Below are 17,452 nucleotides of genomic sequence, written 5' to 3'. Positions count from 1 at the left end.
GTTGATTACAGCGACACGGCCTGTTGCAGCAGGCCACGGCTACGGGTTTCCGATGGCAGCTCGCAAAACAGCTTGCGGTAGTCGCGGGCAAAATGCCCCAGATGATAAAAGCCCCAGTGACCAGCGGCATCGCGCACGCCAAACCCGGCATGGCGAGACGACAGCAGCATGCGGCGCACGGCGTTCAGCCGGATGGAACGCAGATAATCCACCGGCGTGGTGTTGGCAATCAGCTGAAAACTGTTTTGCAGGGTGCGGCGGCTGATGCGCAGCTGCTGGCACAGATCCAGCACGGTTACCGGCTCGTCGCTGCTGTCCATCACGATAGCTTGGCTGCGCCGTACGATATCGCAATGTGTGGCATGGGTCAGGTTGACACTCTGTTCCGGCACGCTGTCGTGCAGCATGTCCAGCAATAGGCTGATCAACTGGTGCTGCACCAGTTTCTGACTGCCGGCAAAGGCCAGCAGGTCGGGGTTTTCCACGGCCTGCTCGAATACGCCGAGCAGCAGGCTGCGCGTATACGTCAGCAGGGCAGGGCGAATCTGGATAACCGGCTGCCAGTGACGCTGATTGTTCAGGCGCTGGTACAGCTCGGGGGCCAGCGCTGCCAGGTCGTCATTGCGCACAGATAACTGGATGGAGTCCATTTCCGGCGGCACATGCATGGTGAACTCTTCATTGCTGCGCAAGGCAGTAATGGCATGATGGCCAACCGCACGCCCCTGCAGCGTCAGTGGCAGCGGGGCATGGATGGGAATGGCAAAGTGCACCATGCCGGCCGGGGCGCGGCCGTATTGCACCACGCGCTGGTTGAACGCCTCGCGGAACACTTCCAGCTGGCCGGTATTCAGCCGCGACAGCGCACTGCGAAATTGCCCGCCGCTGATCTGGTCATATACCTGTCGCCAGCCAGGCAGATATGCGGCATGACATTGGGCATCATCGAAATGGCGAACTTCAGCCAGCATGGTGGACCTCCTGATGCATTTCTCCGGTGGCGGCCTGTGGCCGGTCACCCTCTGTTTCTGACGTGGTCGATGTCAATCTGATGCGATGGTGTGTGCTATCGCTCGGCCTCTGCGGGCCATCTGCTCAGTCATGACTATATTGGGTCATTTGCCAGCGCGGTGCAAAAAATACTTAATATATTATCTATTTGCTTGACACCCTTGCAGGGTAAGGCTTGCCACAGCCTTGTCCGGCCATCGTTCTGCCGTATCCGCCGCTGTTTCTTGATTGCAACAAAGCAGTCCGGGAAGCGCCGCTTTTGCACTTGGCTGTCCAGCCGTTCAGGCCATGCAGGATTTGCCGATTTGGGATAAGGCCGTCAAAAACTGACGCGTATATTGATCTGCAACAAATCGCGTTGCTGCTGTTGCTGCTTGTCGGTAACGGACGGCAACAAGGCAAATCAGGCGGCCTGCCTTCGGGTAAGGCCGCCCTGCAAGGAGTGGAGAACCAATGGATCACAATCGGGTGGATGTACTGGATGCGGTGAATGCTTTCCTGCTGCGCGAGCATGGCTTGCTGCTGGATGGCAAGACGGTGGCTGCCCAGTCAGGCCAGCGTAGCGAGGTGCGTAATCCGGCCACCGGCCAGGTGATTGCCAGCGTGGCCGATGGCAACGAACAGGATGTCGATGTGGTGGTGCAAAGTGCCCATCGTGCCTTTACCTCTGGCGTGTGGTCCGGCCTGCGTCCGGCCGATCGCGAGCGCATTTTGCTGAAGCTGGCCGATGTGCTGGAAGCGCACGCCGAGGAGCTGGCGCAGCTGGAAACGCTGAACCAGGGCAAGTCCATTCATATTTCCCGTGCCATTGAAGTGGGCGCGTCCATTGAATTTGTCCGCTACATGGCGGGCTGGGCCACCAAGCTGGGTGGCGAAACCATGGATGTGTCGATTCCGGTACCACCCGGCACCCGCTACACCGCCTACACCCGCCGCCAGCCGGTGGGCGTGGTGGCTGGCATCGTGCCGTGGAATTTCCCGCTGATGATTGCCATCTGGAAGATGGTGCCAGCACTGGCCGCAGGCTGCACCGTGGTGCTCAAGCCTTCCACCGAAACCCCGCTTACTGCGCTGCGGCTGGGTGAGCTGGCACTGGAAGCCGGTATTCCGCCCGGCGTGGTGAATGTGCTGACCGGGCGTGGTTCCCGCGCCGGTCAGGCTTTGGCTGGCCACCCGCTGGTGAGCAAGGTGTCGTTTACCGGCTCCACCGAAATCGGCAAGACCATCGGCCATACCGCCATCGACAACATGACCCGCTTCTCGCTGGAACTGGGCGGCAAGAACCCGATGATCATGCTGGGTGATGTGGATGTGGACAAGGCCATCCAGGGGGCGCTGATGGGCGGCTTCCTCAATCAGGGACAGGTGTGTGCTGCCGCTTCCCGCCTGTATATCCAGCGCAGCAAGTTCGACCAGGTTGTCGAAGGGCTGGCCGCCGCCGCCAACAGCATGTCGCTGGGTAGCGGCATGGACCTCAACGCCCAGGTCAACCCGCTGGTGTCGGCCCGTCAGCAGCAGTCGGTGTGCCGCCTGATCGACACCGCCCGCAGCGAAGGGGCCAGCCTTCTGGCTGGTGGCGGTGTGGCTGATCTGCCCGGCTACTTCGTCAAGCCCACCATTATTGTCAACGCCGCCCAGCACAGCACCATCGTGCGCGAAGAAGTATTCGGCCCGGTGCTGGTGGCCTTGCCGTTCGACCACGCCGACGAGGCGATTGCCATGGCCAATGACTCGCGCTACGGCCTGGCCGCCAGCCTGTGGACCAACGACCTGTCCGCCGCCATGAACCTGGTGCCGCGCATCGAGGCGGGCACGGTGTGGGTTAACAGTCATATTCCGCTCGACCCCAGCCTGCCGTTTGGCGGCTTCAAGCAATCCGGCATCGGCCGCGAGTTTGGTCGCGGTGCGGTGGAAAACTTTACCGAGACCAAGTCGGTCTGCATCGCGCACTGAGTTAGCAGGCGAGGTTTGCTTGCCGCACTTGACCCGCACATTTGTCTGCAAAGGAGTAACCCATGTCTTACGACAAGTCCCGTTTCTGGCACCCCATGCTGCACCCGAATGAAATGAAGCAGCGCGAGCCCATCCGCATCGTGCGTGGCGATGGCTGTCATGTGTTCGACGACCAGGGCCGCAAGCTGGTGGATGGCGTGGCTGGTTTGTGGAACGTCAACGTCGGCCACAACCGCCCGGAAATCAAGCAAGCTATCGTGTCCCAGCTGGACGAACTGGAATACTTCCAGCTGTTTGACGGCATCTCCCACCCACGTGCCGAAGAGCTGTCCGCCACCATCATCGATATGCTGAAGCAGGAAGACATGGCACGCGTCAGCTTCAGCTCTGGTGGTTCTGATGCGGTGGAAACCGCACTCAAGCTGGCCCGTCAGTACTGGCGTGTTTGCGGTCAGCCCGACCGTACCAAGTTCATCTCGCTCAAGCAGGGTTACCACGGTGTGCACTTTGGTGGTGCTTCGGTCAACGGCAATACCGTGTTCCGCCGCAACTACGAGCCGCTACTGCCGGGCTGCTTCCACGTGGAAACGCCGTGGCTGTACCGCAACCCGTTTACTGATGATCCGGAAGAACTGGCGCAGATGTGCGCGCAGATGCTGGAGCGGGAAATCCAGTTCCAGAGCCCGGACACCGTGGCCGCCTTCATTGCCGAGCCCATCCAGGGGGCCGGTGGTGTCATCGTGCCGCCTGCCAGCTACTGGCCGCTGATCCGCGCCGTGTGCGACAAGTACGGCGTATTGCTGATTGCCGATGAAATCGTCACCGGTTTTGGCCGTTCCGGCTCCATGTTTGGCAGCCGCCTGTGGGGGGTGAAGCCGGACATCATGTGTCTGGCCAAGGGTATTTCTTCCGGTTACGTACCGCTGGGCGCTACCGTGGTGAATCAGCGTATTGCTGATGCCTTTGCCAAAAACCAGGATTTTGGTGGCGTGGTAATGCATGGCTATACCTATGCCGGCCACCCGGTAGCCTGCGCGGCGGCTCTTGCCAACCTCAAGATCGTGCGCGAGGAAAACCTGCCGGCCCAGGCGGCAGCCCAGGGTGAATACTTGCTGAACAAGCTCAAACCGTTTGCCCAGCAGTACGCGGCGGTGGGGGAAGTGCGCGGCAAGGGCCTGATGATTGCGCTGGATCTGGTGCAGGACAAGCTCACCCGCGAGCCCATCGACCCGATGAGCGGCTATGCCAATAAGGTGGCCGAAATCGCCCGCGAAAACGGCGTGCTGGTGCGCCCGGTGGGCACCAAGATCATCCTGTCGCCGCCGCTGGTGATTGGCCAGGCCGAGTGTGATGCCATTGTGACTGCGCTGGCCGCTGGTTTCGAGGCAGCCTGAACCACGTGACCGGAAGGGGGCAGTGTCTGCTCCCTCCCATTTCCAGGACAACACCATGGCCCATCTGCTTGCTGATACACCGGTGGCAAAGCCGTTGCAACGCTGTCTGGACGTGCTGCAGGATGTGCTGCCGCACAGCGCCACTGCCTTTTATCAGGTAGACCGGCAGCAGCAGCCGCATGATTTTGTGCTGCGCGACATGCCGCAGCGTGTGCATCAGCATTATGTTGCGCGTTACATGGGGCACGATCCGCTGCATCCGGCCCGGCTGGCCCGTCAGCCGCACAATGTGGTGGCACTGGCTACCGCCTTACCCACTGCGCAACGTGCTGCATCACGCTATGCACCGTTTCTGGCCAGCAACCAACTGGTGGACGTCGTGGAGATCCTGCTGCGGCGGCAGGGGCGGGTGGTGGCCGGTTTCTCGCTGTTGCGGCAGGGTGGCATGCCTGGCTTTGCTGCCGAGGAACTGCATCTGCTACATGGTTTGCATGGGCTGCTGGACATGGCGCTGGACTCCACCCTGAGTCAGCCTGCTGTCACCGCAGACGGCATTGTACTGACTGGCCGGGAGCAGGAGGTGGCCATGCTGTTAAGTGCCGGAGCCTGCAACAAAACCATCGCCCGTGAGCTGAATATGGGCCTGGCCACGGTCAAAACCCATTTATTGCACCTGTTTCGCAAGTTTGATGTGAGTAGTCGTACCGCGCTGGCGCATGCCTTGTTTGTCCGGCAACAGGCTGGTCAGACCTAGCGGCAGTGACGGTTTTATCCGGGAAAAGCCATAAAAATAAGCGCGCCCGGTTATCAGCATGACGGGGAAGGTGTACTGATGCGCCACAGACAGGTAGCAAGCCTGCTGCAGTGCCTCCCTGCCATGGTTCGCGAGTCTTCAGGAGGAAAACAGCATGTCAATAGAGAAGAAACTCAGCCAGCACCTGCAGCAAGGGGTGGTGGGCTTTCCGGTAGCGCTGGCCAGTTCGGTTGGCGTGGTGATGGCCAGCCCGGTCATCCTCACCGTCACCAGCGGTTTTGGCATGGCGGGCAGCACCTTTGCCCTGGCCATGCTGATTGCCTTCATCATGATGCAGGCGCAGGCCACGTCCTTTGCCGAAGCGGCATCGATGATGCCGACCTCCGGTGCGGTCTACGACTACATTTCCTGTGGCCTGGGACGTTTCTGGGCGATTACCGGCACCATCTCGGCTTATCTGCTGGTGCATGTGTTTGCCGGTACGGCAGAAACCATTTTGTCCGGCATCATGGCGCTGGTGAATTTTGAACACCTCAACACCATGATGGAACACAGCGGTACCTCCTGGATGGTGGGGGTGGGGCTGGTGGTGTTGTTTGGCATCCTCAACGCCTTGGGCGTCACCATTTTCGGCAAGGCCGAAATCGTGCTCACCTTCGTGATGTGGGCCACCCTGACCGTGTTCGGCATCATCGGCCTGCTCAAGGCACCGGCGGTATCGCTGAGCGGCTGGTTTGGCACGCCGCTGGATCTGTCAGATCCCAGCGGCGTACTGGGGCTGATCGGCATGGCCATGTTCATGTTTGTCGGCTTCGAGCTGGTGACGCCGCTGGCACCGGAGCTGAAAAACGCGGGCCGCAATATCCCGCGCGCCGCCAAGCTGGGCCTGAGCGGCGTTGCCGTCACCATGGCTCTGTATGGTGCGGCCATGGTGCATCAGGTGGCTAATGTGGCGATGGATCCGAAAACCCCTGCCGGCCCGCATTTGCTGGATACGCCGATGGCGATTCCGGCCTTTGCCGATCAGGTAATGGGCCCGTTTGGCAAGATCTGGCTGGGTATCGGCCTGCTGTTTGCCGGTGCCGCCACCATCAATACCCTGATTGCCGCGCTGCCGCGCATTTTGTATGGCATGGCGGTGGATGGTGCGCTGCCCAAGGCCTTTACCTATCTGCACCCACGCTTCAAAACCCCGCTGGTGGGCATTGTGGTGGCGGTGGTCATCCCCTGCGTCCATGCCTGGTTCATCCAGGGCGATCTGGACCGCATCATGCCGCTGGTACTGGCAGCAGTCTGCGCCTGGGGTGTGGCTTATCTGCTGGTTAACCTGGCCATTGTCCGGCTGCGCTTCACCCGGCCGGATTTCCCGCGCGCCTACCGTTCGCCGTGGTTTCCGCTACCGCAGATGGTTGCCTCGCTGGGCATTCTGATTGCCATCTGGTACATCACCCCGCCGGGCATGAACCCGCGTGACATCTATCTGCCCTTCGGCATCATGTTGGGTCTGACTGCCCTGTATGCGCTGGTGTGGACGGTATTCGTGCAAAAGGTGAACCCCTTCCATGCCGTGGCCATCGAGGACATTCTGGCCGAGGAGTTTGGCAAGGTGGGCGGTCATGCTTCGCTGATTGACGAGGAGCTGAAGCGTGTTGTCTCTGGTGCTTGAGCGGCTGTGGCAAGCGCGTCTGCCACGGGCTTACCGGCCAGGGGCAACCCTGGCCAGGCTGGCGCAAGACTTGCAGGCTCTGGATGTCGTCGGCGCGGAGGAGGGCTGTCCGGCCTACCGGCTGCCCGGTGCTGACTGGTGTTTCCGGGTGGAGGAGCGGGTGGAGTCGCAATGGCTGCTGCATACGGTGAGTTGCTGCTTCAGTGTGCCGCTGCCTGGCACGGCGCCATCCGGCCCGGCCCGGCTGGCGCTGCAACACCGGGGCAACTGGCAGCGTAACGGCTTTGCCTGCCTGTGCCGTGAGGGCAATGGGGCCGAGCTGGCGGCCATGATGGCCTTGTTGCAGCAAGACCGGGACGTGCACACCGCGTTGATGCCGCTGGATTTCAAGCGCTGTGAGCTGATTGCGGATGAAAACGGCTGGCGGCTGGAGATCGAGCATTTTGCTGCCAGTGAAGTGGTGGGCAGTTTCCCGCCTTTTCGCCGCTATATCCGCCTGATGTCCCGGCAGAGGCTGGCGCTGCTGGCGGTGATGGCAGCGGTGCGGCGGGTGGTGGCCAGCGCGGGCTGATTGACACGCGGTAAATCACAATGCAACAGGCCCCGGTACTATGCCGGGGCCTGTTGCATTCAATGCTTGGACCAACTTTGGATCTAGTCGTCCTGCTCTGTTGCCAGCGGCTTGTCTTCGGTCACCGCCACGGGTGCCGGTAGTTGTTCCAGCTCGTTCAGCAGGCCGATCAACAACGCCAGCTTCTCCTCGCCGAAGTGGGCTTTTATCTGCTGATAGCAGGCATTGGACAAGGGGGCGACTTCACGTGTTAGCTGGCGGCCTGCGTCAGACAAGGACACGATCAAGCGGCGGCTGTCCACCTTGTCGCGCCCACGGTGAACCAGTCCGGCCTTTTCCATGCGCACCAGAATGCCGGTCAGGCTGGGCGGCAGGATGCAGGCCAGATCGGCAATCATGCCAGCCTCCATTTCACCCCTGTCATCCAGCAGACGCAGGATGCGCCATTGCTGTTCAGTCAGGCCCACGCGGTTGAGCAGGGGACGGAAATAAGCCATGACGGCTTCACGGGCGCGCAGCAGGTGTTGTGGCAGGCGGTGCTGGTATTGGGTGCTGGTGGTCGGCATGAGTGAAGGTGAGGTAAATGTTTTTAACATCTTAACATTTCGCCCGGCCAGACCCAAGCCACCATGCCGGTTTCACCGGCAGAAACACGATATCAATGAGGCCGTCTGCTCCACCATCCGGTGGATGGGGAGGCCGTGCTGCCCTGACTACACTCTGCATTCATCTGCTTGAATTCATGAGGAGTGAGCATGTGCAAACAAGGTAAGACCGTGGTGATAACCGGCGCCGGCAGCGGTATTGGTGCGGCCTGCGCCGCCCTGCTGGCGGCTGATGGTGTGCAACTGGTACTGATAGGCCGCCGGGCCGCGCCTTTGCAGCAACTGGCCGCGCAGCACGGTGCACTGGTGCTGGTTGGTGATGCGGCGGACAGCCGCTGTTGGCCCGACTGGCTGGTGCACATCCGCCAGCGCTTTGGCTGCATTGACGGCCTGTTGTGCTGTGCCGGTGGCCTGGGCATGGGTAGTGCGCTGGATACGGATGATGCCGCCTGGCAGGCCGCCATGCGCGCCAATCTGGATACCGCTTTTGTTGCCGCCCGCGCCTGCCTGCCGGATTTGATGGCCAGCCGGGGGGCCATGGTGTTGCTGGCGTCAATTGCCTCGCTGGCAGCCGGGCCGGAAGTATGCGGCTACACCACCGCCAAGCATGCCTTGATCGGCCTGACCCGCTCGCTGGCGCGGGATTATGGCCCGCATGGGGTAAGGGTGAATGCGGTGTGTCCCGGCTGGGTGAAAACGCCGATGGCGGATGAAGAAATGCAGCTGCTGATGCAGCAGTATGGTGACAGCCTTGATGAGGCCTATGCCCGGGTGACGGCGGATGTCCCTTTGCGCCGGGCTGCCGAAGCGGTGGAAATTGCCCGGCTGTGCCGGTTTTTGCTGTCGGAACAGGCCAGCATCATCACCGGTGCTGCCATGGTGGCGGATGGCGGTTCCAGCATTGTCGATGTCCCGACACTGGCCTATGGCCGCACGTAGATGGCTGATGGAGCGCAACAAGACCGCCATGATGGCGGTCTTGTTGTTTTCTGTACTGGAGAGGCGTTTCAGTGCAGCGCCGCCGTGCTTTCCGGCAAGGTGGCACCGCCGTCTACGATGATGGTCTGGCCGGTGATGTAGGCTGCCGCATCCGATGCCAGAAATAGCATGGCGGCGGCAATATCTCCCGGCTCGCCCAACCGCCCCAGCGGGATGTTACGGGCGATGGCGGTGTTCAGGCTGTCATCCCCCAGATTGCCCATGGCCGGGGTGCGGATCATGCCTGGTTCCACACCGTTGACGGTAATGCCGTCCGCCGCCAGTTCCAGCGCCGCCGCGCGGATGAAGCCATTCACCCCGGCCTTGGAAGCCGCATAGTGTGCCAGCCCCGGATAGGCCACCCGTGGCCCGGTCACCGACGAGGTGGCCAGAATACGCCCGCCACCTTGCGCGCGCATGACGGGCAGGGCGGCCTGACTCAGCCAGAACAGCGCCTGCAGATTCACCGCCAGCGTGCGTTGCAGCAAGGATGGGGTGATGTCGGCAAACGCCGTGAGCGGAAAGTAGGCCGCATTGTGGATCAGCACATCCAGCCGGCCATGACGGCGGATAATGTCCTGCACCAACGCTTGCGTCTGCTCTGTCTCGGCCAGGTCCACCATGCAGGCATCCGCCAGCAGCCCTTGCTGACGCAAAGCGGCAGCAAGGGACTCAGCCGCCGTACTGTTTAAATCCGCCACCACCACACAGGCAGCATGGCGGGCAAACAGCTGGCTGATGGCGGCACCTATGCCTTGTGCGCCGCTGGTCACCAACACCACTTTGCCGGCAAAATCGAAGTTCAGCATGGGCAGTGCTCCGGCTTAGCCTGCGTGGCTGGTGTGGTTGAGAATCTGCGTAATTGCACCCACCGCGAAATTGGACAGCGCCGTAAAATCATTGCCCTGGTAGCCGAAGATCTTGCCATCGGTTTTCAGCCGTTGCAGATCGATCAGCACCACCCCCAGGGTGGGGACAATCTTTTCCCGCCAGACAAACAGGTAAAGCTGATCAGCCAGTTTGAAGTAATGGCAGCGGTCCACATCGGCCAGCCCTTGCTCCACCCCTTGCAGGCACTGCCAGGTGTAGAAGTGGCTATTCAGATAGATGTGTTCGTAGCATTCGGTGGGGCTGTAGCGGTACTGGTTGCGCAGGCCGATCAGCTCATCCGTACTGTGATGCAGCGCGCTGTCTGCCGTCACCGGCTGGTTGATGCAGCCATGGGCAAAGCGACACTGCACCCCAGTCAATTCTTCGCCGGACAGCACACGGCTGAAGGCTGAACGGGCCACGTCTTGCGCTGTGGGCAACTGGCCTGCCACCGCAGTGAATACCTGTTCTTGCAGATCCAGCACCAGGCTGAGCGAATGGCCGTGCTGACCTTCCGGCAGGAAATCCAGCAACACGATGCCGGGGCGTAGGCTGCTGGCACGGTACTTTCCTTGTCCGGTGAAGCTTGTTGCCGCGCCAGCGCTCAAGGCTGTCAGTTGGCAATCCGCGACATTCACTTGCAAGCTGGCGCTGCTGCCATCGGCAAAATGCAGCACCAATTGCTGGCCTTGCAGTGCCGGGCTGAAGGGCAGGATGTGGCTGTCGGGGGCAAAGCCGTCGGCCAGATCGCCAACCGGGATGAAAACGGGTTGAGTACTCATGCTGCGCTCCTGATGAGGGGGGATGTGGGCGCAGTGTGCAATGGGGCAGGGAGGACAACTATCCACCGTATGGTGGAGCCATGCATGCAAACAGGGCGCTGTCCCGGCAGGAGAGCGCCCTGTGATGCTTATCCCCTCAGTAAGCCTGAGGAGATGCGCGATGGAAAATGCGGGATCAAGCGTCCGGCACGTTCATCGAGTTGATGCTGAAACCGGCGTCCACATAGGTGATTTCGCCGGTGATGCCGGAGGACAGATCCGACAGCAGGAAGGCAGCGGTGTTGCCCACTTCTTCGGTGGTCACATTGCGGCGCAGACAGGATTGACCGGCAGCAATCGACAGCAGCTTGGAGAAGCCCGAAATACCAGCGGCAGCCAGGGTCTTGATCGGACCGGCGGACAGGCCGTTAACACGGATATTGTCCTTGCCCAGGCTGGCGGCCATGAAGCGTACCGATGCTTCCAGGCTGGCCTTGGCCAGACCCATCACATTGTAGTTGGGGATGGCACGCACCGCGCCCAGATAGGACAGGGTCAGCAGGGCAGCGTTACGGCCTTGCATCATCGGACGGGCGGCCTTGGCCAGTGCCGGGAAGCTGTAAGCCGATACATCATGTGCCGTCTGGAATGCTTCGCGGCTCAGTGCATCCAGGAAGTCGCCTTCCAGCGATTCGCGCGGGGCGAAGGCAATGGCGTGTACCAGGCCGTCCAGGCCGTCCCACTGTTTGCCCAGATCGACAAACAGCTGATTGATTTCATCGTCGCTTTGTACATCGCAGCGGAACACCAGTTCGCTGCCAAAATCCTTGGCCATCTCGCGTACACGATCTTCCAGCTTGTCCACCACATAGGTGAAGGCCAGCTCCGCACCTTGCTTGTGGCACGCCTGGGCGATGCCATAGGCGATGGAGCGGTTGGAGATCATGCCGGTAATCAGAATTTTTTTGCCTTGCAGAAAGCCCATTTGGAGTCCTTCTTGGTAGAAACAGGGGGGCATTATACCCAAGCCTGCGCTACGCTGTCGTGGGGATTGTCCTACAGCCTGCCATTACACTGCGGCAGGCACTCGGAAAAAGGTTTATATCGTGGTAACAAGCCGTAAAACGGTGTGGGTCAACATACCGCCACCATACGTAAACAGGCTATTCTAGCCACGATGTATCATAAAGCTTGTAATGGCAGAGTCTGACGCGCTGCGCCAGCCGGTCCGGACAAGAGTAAAAACCACAATGATAAGCTAGTCATGATTAATGCGTAAGCCGTAAAACAAGATGAAACATTTACATTGGCTAGGGGTTGCGCTGCTGCTGTGGGCGTGCGGCGGCATGGCTGCTCCGTCTCAGGCGCTGGGCTATGTGCCGAAATACGCGGCAGGCTTTACACATTTTGACTACGTCAACCCGATGGCCCCCAAGGGCGGGCGGCTGATGTTGTCGGCGCAGGGGGGCTTTGACACGCTCAATCCTTTCTCGCTCAAGGGGGATAAGGCGGACGGCATCGAAGCGCTGACACTGGAAACCCTGGGGGTCAGCAGCGAGGATGAGCCCTACAGCTGCTACGGCCTGCTGGCCGACGACATGCAACTGGCGGCGGACAAGTTGTCGATGCGCTTTCACCTCAATCCGCTGGCGCGCTTTGCCAATGGCAGCCCGGTGCAGGCTGCCGATGTGGTGGCTTCTTTCAATACCCTCACCCGCGACCGTAGTGCCGCCCCTCTATACCGGCTGTACTGGGCCGATGTTAAGCAGGTGGTGGCGCTGGATGCTGCAACGGTCCGTTTTGACTTCAAGCGCAGAAATTCCGAACTGCACATGATTTTGTGCCAGCTGCCGGTGTTTTCCCGGCCGTGGATTCCCGCTGGCAAGACGCTGGCCGACATGGTTCTGACCGCGCCTACAGGCTCCGGCCCTTATGTGCTGGGGGCTTATCAGCTGGGCAAGTCCATTCGCTTTCGGCGCAATCCGCATTATTGGGCAGCCAAACTGCCGGTACGGCGCGGCATGTTCAATTTTGATGAAATCGGTTACCGCTACTATCAGGACGAAACCGCCCGGCTGGAGGCGTTCAAGGCGGGTGAGTTTGATGTCTCGGCTGAAAACATGGCCAAGCAGTGGGCGCGTTCGTATATCGGCCCCAAGTTTGACGATGGCCGCATCGTCAAGAAAACCCTGCCGCATCAGCGCAGTGCCGGCATGCAGGGCTTTGTGTTCAATCTGCGGCGGCCACAGTTTGCCGACAAACGTCTGCGGCAGGCCATCAGTCTGGCCTTTGACTTCGAATGGGCCAATCGCAACCTGTTTTACGGCCAGTACCGGCGCAGCAACAGCTTTTTCACCAATAGCGAGATGGCTGCCAGCGGCTTGCCGGGGCCGGATGAGCTGAAACTGCTGGAACCGATCCGGGAAAAACTGGACCCGGCGGTATTCGGCCTGCCGGTAGAGCCGCCCTTCACCGATGGCCGCTATGGTATCCGGCGTAATCTGCGTCAGGCACGCCAGTTGTTGTTTGACGCTGGCTGGCGCTACGAGGGCGGTCAGTTGGTAGACCACATGGGCCGCCCCTTGCGTATCGAGTTGCTCACTTACTCCAAGGTATACGACCGGGTAGCCAGCGGCTGGCAGCAGAATCTGGCCAAGCTGGGTATTACCCTGAACGTGCGCGTAGTAGACCCGGCCATTTACCAGCGCCGGCTGAATGACTTTGACTACGACATGACGGTGGTGGTGTACGCCGCCGGTAACAGTCCGGGTAACGAGCAGCTGGATTTCCACAGCTGTCAGGCCGCGCAAACGCCGGGTTCGCAAAACTGGGCCGGTCTGTGTGACCCGGCGGTAGAGGCGCTGCTGCCAAATTTCCTGCACTTTGCCGATCGCCAGCAGCTGCTGGCTGCCAGCCATGCGCTGGACCGGGTGTTGCGCGCCGGTTATTACCTGGTGCCCAACTGGAATCTGCCGTATCACCGCATGGCCTGGTGGAACCGCTTTGGCCAACCTGCCAAGTTGCCGCTGTATTACAGCCCGACCACGTGGGCCATCGAAACCTGGTGGGAGAAAAAATAAGCATGTGGCGCTATATCCTGAAACGGCTGTTGCTGATGATTCCCACGCTGGTTGGCGTGCTGGCGCTTACCTTTGCCATCATCCAGTTTGTGCCGGGCGGGCCGGTGGAGCAGATGGTGCAGCAACTGAGCCATGGTGGCGTGGCCGGTGAAACCGTGGCGGCTGCTGGACCCATGCACAGCCGGGGTGGCTTGCAGCCAGAAGAGTTGCAGGCGCTGAAAAAGCTGTACGGTTTTGACCAGCCGCCCTTGCAGCGCTTTGGCCACATGCTGGCCGGCTTTGCCCGTTTTGATCTGGGCGACAGCTTTTTCCATCACCAGTCGGTGGCGCAGCTGATTTTGTCCCGTTTGCCGGTATCGATGAGCATCGGCCTGTGGACATTTTTCATTACCTATCTGCTGTGTATCCCGCTGGGTATTGCCAAGGCGGTGCGTGATGGCAGCTTGTTCGACCTGGCCAGCAGCACGGTGATTCTGCTGGGCTACGCCATTCCCGGTTTTGTGCTGGGGGTGGCCTTGCTGGTGCTGTTTGGCGGTGGCAGTTTCTGGCAGCTGTTTCCGTTGCGCGGGCTGGTGAGCGACAACTGGGACAGCCTCAGCCTGATCGACAAAGTGTTGGATTATCTGTGGCACATCGTGCTGCCGGTTACCGCCTCGGTGGTGGGCAATCTGGCGGTGATGACCATGCTCACCAAAAACGTGTTTCTGGAAGAAATCCGCCGCCAGTATGTGTACACCGCCCGTGCCAAGGGCTTGTCGGAGCGCACCATCCTCTATCGTCACGTATTCCGCAATGCGCTGATTCCGCTGATCACCGGTTTTCCGGCAGCGTTCATCGGGGCTTTCTTTACCGGCAGCCTGCTGATCGAAACCCTGTTTTCGCTGGACGGGTTGGGCCTGCTGTCCTACGAGTCCGTCATGCGGCGCGATTATCCGGTGGTGATGGGCAGCCTGTACGTATTCACCCTGCTGGGCCTGGTGGCCAAGCTGCTGTCTGATCTGAGCTATGTGCTGGTGGACCCGCGCGTCAGTTTTGACGGAGGGGAGCGATGAGCCACACCCCCAGCCTTACCCCTGGCCAACGTGCCTGGCGGCGCTTCCGTCAGCACAAGCGTGGCTTTTTCAGCCTGTGGTTGTTTCTGCTGCTGTTTGTGCTGTCGCTGGGGGCCGAGCTGCTGTCCAACGACAAACCGCTGGTGGTGCGTTATCACGACCAGCTGTATTTCCCGGTCCTGTTCGATTATCAGGAAACGGCATTTGGTGGCGATTTCGATACCGCTACCGATTACCTGGACCCCTTCATCCAGGACCAGTTTGCCCGGCCAGGCAATTTTGCGGTCTATGCGATGAATCCCTACAGCTACAACACGGTCAACTACTTTGCCGACAATCCCAACCCGGCCGCGCCGTCCAACGATAATGTGCTGGGTACCGATGACCGTGGGCGCGATGTGCTGGCGCGGCTGATCTACGGCTTTCGGGTATCGGTGCTGTTTGCGCTGGCGCTTACCCTGTCGGGCACTGTGCTGGGCGTGCTGTTTGGCGCGGTGCAGGGTTTCTTTGGTGGCAAGTTCGACCTGATGGTACAGCGTCTGCTGGAAGTCTGGGGCAGCCTGCCCGAGCTGTATTTGCTGATCATCCTGGCGTCAATATTCAAGCCCAGCCTGTTGCTGCTGCTGGTGTTGCTTACCCTGTTCGGCTGGATGGGCCTGGCTGATTACGTACGGGCCGAATTCCTGCGTAACCGCCAGATGGAATATGTCCTGGCAGCGCGGGCTACCGGCCTGAACAGCTGGCAGATCATGTGGCGGCACGTGCTGCCCAACAGCCTGACGCCGGTACTCGCCTTCCTGCCATTTCGGGTGAGCGGGGCGATTCTGGCGCTCACCAGCCTGGATTTTCTTGGCCTGGGTGTGCCATCTTCCACGCCCAGCCTGGGCGAGCTACTGGCGCAGGGCAAGGATAATCTGGATGCCTGGTGGATTGCCCTGCCAACCTTTGCTGTGCTGACCACCACCTTGCTGCTGCTGATTTTCATTGGCGAAGGCCTGCGTGCCGCGCTGGATACCCGGAAAGGCTGAGATGGAAACCCTGTTGACCGTTGCCGCGCTGAATGCCCACTTTGGCAGTCAGCAAGTGCTGTCCTCAGTAGGCTTCAGCGTGGCTGCCGGGGAAAAGGTGGCGCTGGTGGGCGAGTCGGGCTCCGGCAAAACCGTCACTGCCCAGGCCCTGTTGCAACTGAACCCGGATGTGCGGCTCAGCGGTTCCGTTCGCATGGCCGGCGAGGAGCTGTTGGGTGCCGGAGAGGCCCGTCTGCGCCAGATCCGTGGCCGCGATATCGCCATCATCTTTCAGGAGCCGATGCATGCGCTCAATCCGCTGTTTACCATTGGCCGCCAAATTGGTGAAACCCTCACTCTGCATCTGGGGCTGACAGCGCGTGCAGCACGCGCCGAGGCCATCCGCCTGCTGCTGCGCACCGGTATTACTGACGCGGCAGAAAAAGTGGATAGCTACCCCTTCCAGTTGTCCGGTGGTCAGCGCCAACGCGCCATGATTGCCATGGCGCTGGCCTGCCAGCCTCGCTTGCTGATTGCCGATGAACCCACCACTGCACTGGACGTGACGGTGCAGGCGCAAATCCTGCAACTGCTGGATGAACTGCAGCAGGAACTGGGTATGGCCGTGTTGTTCATCACCCACGATCTCAATCTGGTGCGGCGCTTTGCTGACAAGGTGGTGGTGATGCGCGGTGGCCTGGTGGTGGAAAGCGGTAAGGTGGCGCAAGTATTCAGCCATCCGGCCCATCCTTATACCGCCGAACTGCTGGCCAGCCGGCCAGATGTGCTGGACGACGACGGGCAGGAGATGGCCGGGGCCGCATTGCGGCTACAGGCGCGTAATGTCACGGTCAGCTATCGCCGTCAGGGCGGCTGGTTCAGCCGGCGGCTGTTGCCCGTGGTACAGCAGGTATCACTGGAAGTACCTGCCGGGCAGACGCTGGGTATTGTCGGCGAGTCCGGTTCCGGTAAAACCACACTGGGACACGCGCTGTTGCGGCTACTGCCTTGCGAAGGCGAGATCCAGCTGGATGAAATGGCCCTGCATGGCTTGCGAGGCCGTCGCCTGCGCCATGCACGCAAGGATTTCCAGGTGGTATTCCAGGACCCGTTCTCCTCGCTGTCGCCACGCATGACGGTGGCACAGATCGTGTCCGAAGGACTGGCGCTGCATCAACCCCAGCTGAGTGCAGAACAGGTGCGCCAGCAGGTGATCGCCACCTTGGCCGAAGTTGGCCTGCATCATGACTTTATGGATCGCTACCCGCACGAATTTTCTGGCGGTCAGCGTCAGCGCATTGCCATTGCCCGTGCCCTGGTGCTCAAGCCCCGGCTGATGCTGCTGGACGAGCCAACCAGTGCGCTGGATGCCACACTGCAAAAGCAGGTGCTGCAACTATTGCGCAGCCTGCAACGCAAGTACGGCCTGAGTTATCTGTTCATCAGCCATGACCTGGCCGTCATCCGTGCAGTGGCGCACCGGGTGCTGGTGTTGCAGGCTGGCAAAGTGGTGGAGCAGGGGCTGACGGCGCAGGTATTTGACCGTCCGCAGCAGCCCTATACCCGCCAATTGCTGGCGGCGGCTCTGCCTGCTACTTGAAAATGGCGGGGACTGATCCCATTCTCAGTTGACCAGCCGCATTTATGCAGCATTTCCTGACGTGCCGACCGCATTGCCAGCCATGGTGAGCGCGGTCGGTCTGTGCCTCCGTCGCAACCAGACGGCGGTTGCCCCGCGCTCAGTCAATTG

At 60.7% G+C, this 17,452-nt stretch carries 15 protein-coding genes; 10 read left to right on the top strand and 5 right to left on the bottom strand.

Annotated features, from left to right (window positions below; genetic code table 11):
* Positions 1–5 precede the first annotated feature (5 nt).
* Positions 6–971, bottom strand: a complete 966-nt coding sequence (locus ACODR9_RS07685; protein WP_488808594.1) for a helix-turn-helix domain-containing protein — start codon at positions 969–971, stop codon at positions 6–8.
* A gap of 493 nt (positions 972–1,464) precedes the next feature.
* Between ACODR9_RS07685 and ACODR9_RS07680 the strand changes: the two genes are divergently transcribed.
* The 5 genes from ACODR9_RS07680 to ACODR9_RS07660 all read left to right on the top strand — a co-directional run bounded on the left by ACODR9_RS07680 (position 1,465) and on the right by ACODR9_RS07660 (position 7,349).
* A complete protein-coding gene (locus ACODR9_RS07680; RefSeq protein ID WP_488808592.1) occupies positions 1,465–2,964 on the top strand; it encodes an aldehyde dehydrogenase family protein in 1,500 nt (499 codons plus the stop codon).
* Positions 2,965–3,026: 62 nt separating this feature from the next.
* The gene (locus ACODR9_RS07675) at positions 3,027–4,358 is read left to right on the top strand and encodes an aspartate aminotransferase family protein (protein WP_488808591.1); all 1,332 of its coding nucleotides are present in this window, start codon (positions 3,027–3,029) and stop codon (positions 4,356–4,358) included.
* 55 nt (positions 4,359–4,413) lie between these two features.
* Positions 4,414–5,112 (top strand): helix-turn-helix transcriptional regulator, encoded by a 699-nt coding sequence (locus tag ACODR9_RS07670; RefSeq protein ID WP_488808590.1) that lies wholly within the window; start codon positions 4,414–4,416, stop codon positions 5,110–5,112.
* A gap of 154 nt (positions 5,113–5,266) precedes the next feature.
* Positions 5,267–6,778, top strand: a complete 1,512-nt coding sequence (locus ACODR9_RS07665; RefSeq protein WP_488808589.1) for an APC family permease — start codon at positions 5,267–5,269, stop codon at positions 6,776–6,778.
* Positions 6,759–7,349: a DUF3156 family protein gene (locus tag ACODR9_RS07660; RefSeq protein WP_488808587.1), complete on the top strand. Its 591-nt coding sequence runs from the start codon at positions 6,759–6,761 to the stop codon at positions 7,347–7,349. The genes ACODR9_RS07665 and ACODR9_RS07660 overlap by 20 nt, the downstream gene beginning before the upstream one ends.
* Positions 7,350–7,432: 83 nt before the next feature.
* Here ACODR9_RS07660 and hpaR read toward each other — a convergent pair whose 3' ends face one another.
* A complete protein-coding gene (gene hpaR, locus ACODR9_RS07655) occupies positions 7,433–7,945 on the bottom strand; it encodes a homoprotocatechuate degradation operon regulator HpaR (RefSeq protein WP_488808586.1) in 513 nt (170 codons plus the stop codon).
* A gap of 159 nt (positions 7,946–8,104) precedes the next feature.
* Here hpaR and ACODR9_RS07650 point away from each other — a divergent pair, with 159 nt between their 5' ends.
* A complete protein-coding gene (locus ACODR9_RS07650) occupies positions 8,105–8,893 on the top strand; it encodes an SDR family NAD(P)-dependent oxidoreductase (protein WP_488808584.1) in 789 nt (262 codons plus the stop codon).
* Between the two features lie 68 nt (positions 8,894–8,961).
* On the opposite strand, the gene ACODR9_RS07645 is transcribed toward ACODR9_RS07650, so the two are convergent.
* The 3 genes from ACODR9_RS07645 to fabI form a co-directional block, all read right to left on the bottom strand.
* A complete protein-coding gene (locus ACODR9_RS07645; protein ID WP_488808583.1) occupies positions 8,962–9,741 on the bottom strand; it encodes an SDR family oxidoreductase in 780 nt (259 codons plus the stop codon).
* A 15-nt stretch (positions 9,742–9,756) separates the two neighbouring features.
* On the bottom strand, positions 9,757–10,584 hold the full coding sequence (locus tag ACODR9_RS07640) for a MoaF C-terminal domain-containing protein (protein WP_488808581.1): 828 nt from the start codon (positions 10,582–10,584) through the stop codon (positions 9,757–9,759).
* A 175-nt stretch (positions 10,585–10,759) separates the two neighbouring features.
* Entirely contained in the window at positions 10,760–11,548 is a 789-nt protein-coding gene (fabI, locus tag ACODR9_RS07635; RefSeq protein WP_488808579.1) for an enoyl-ACP reductase FabI, read from the bottom strand.
* A 307-nt stretch (positions 11,549–11,855) separates the two neighbouring features.
* Here fabI and ACODR9_RS07630 point away from each other — a divergent pair, with 307 nt between their 5' ends.
* Genes ACODR9_RS07630 through ACODR9_RS07615 form a run of 4 tightly spaced genes read left to right on the top strand, consistent with a single transcriptional unit; the run spans position 11,856 to position 17,302 of the window.
* On the top strand, positions 11,856–13,643 hold the full coding sequence (locus ACODR9_RS07630) for an extracellular solute-binding protein (RefSeq protein WP_488808578.1): 1,788 nt from the start codon (positions 11,856–11,858) through the stop codon (positions 13,641–13,643).
* A 2-nt stretch (positions 13,644–13,645) separates the two neighbouring features.
* Entirely contained in the window at positions 13,646–14,695 is a 1,050-nt protein-coding gene (locus tag ACODR9_RS07625) for a microcin C ABC transporter permease YejB (protein ID WP_488808577.1), read from the top strand.
* Complete coding sequence (locus ACODR9_RS07620; protein ID WP_488808576.1) at positions 14,692–15,723, top strand: ABC transporter permease; 1,032 nt, start codon at positions 14,692–14,694, stop codon at positions 15,721–15,723. Before ACODR9_RS07625 ends, ACODR9_RS07620 begins: the two co-directional genes overlap by 4 nt.
* Position 15,724: 1 nt before the next feature.
* Positions 15,725–17,302: an ABC transporter ATP-binding protein gene (locus tag ACODR9_RS07615; protein WP_488808574.1), complete on the top strand. Its 1,578-nt coding sequence runs from the start codon at positions 15,725–15,727 to the stop codon at positions 17,300–17,302.
* The last annotated feature ends 150 nt before the right edge of the window (positions 17,303–17,452 follow it).

The organism is Aquitalea sp. FG25, assembly GCF_057809375.1.
The sequence above is the reverse complement of the archived record's forward strand: the minus strand, read 5'-3'. Positions and strand labels throughout refer to the sequence as shown.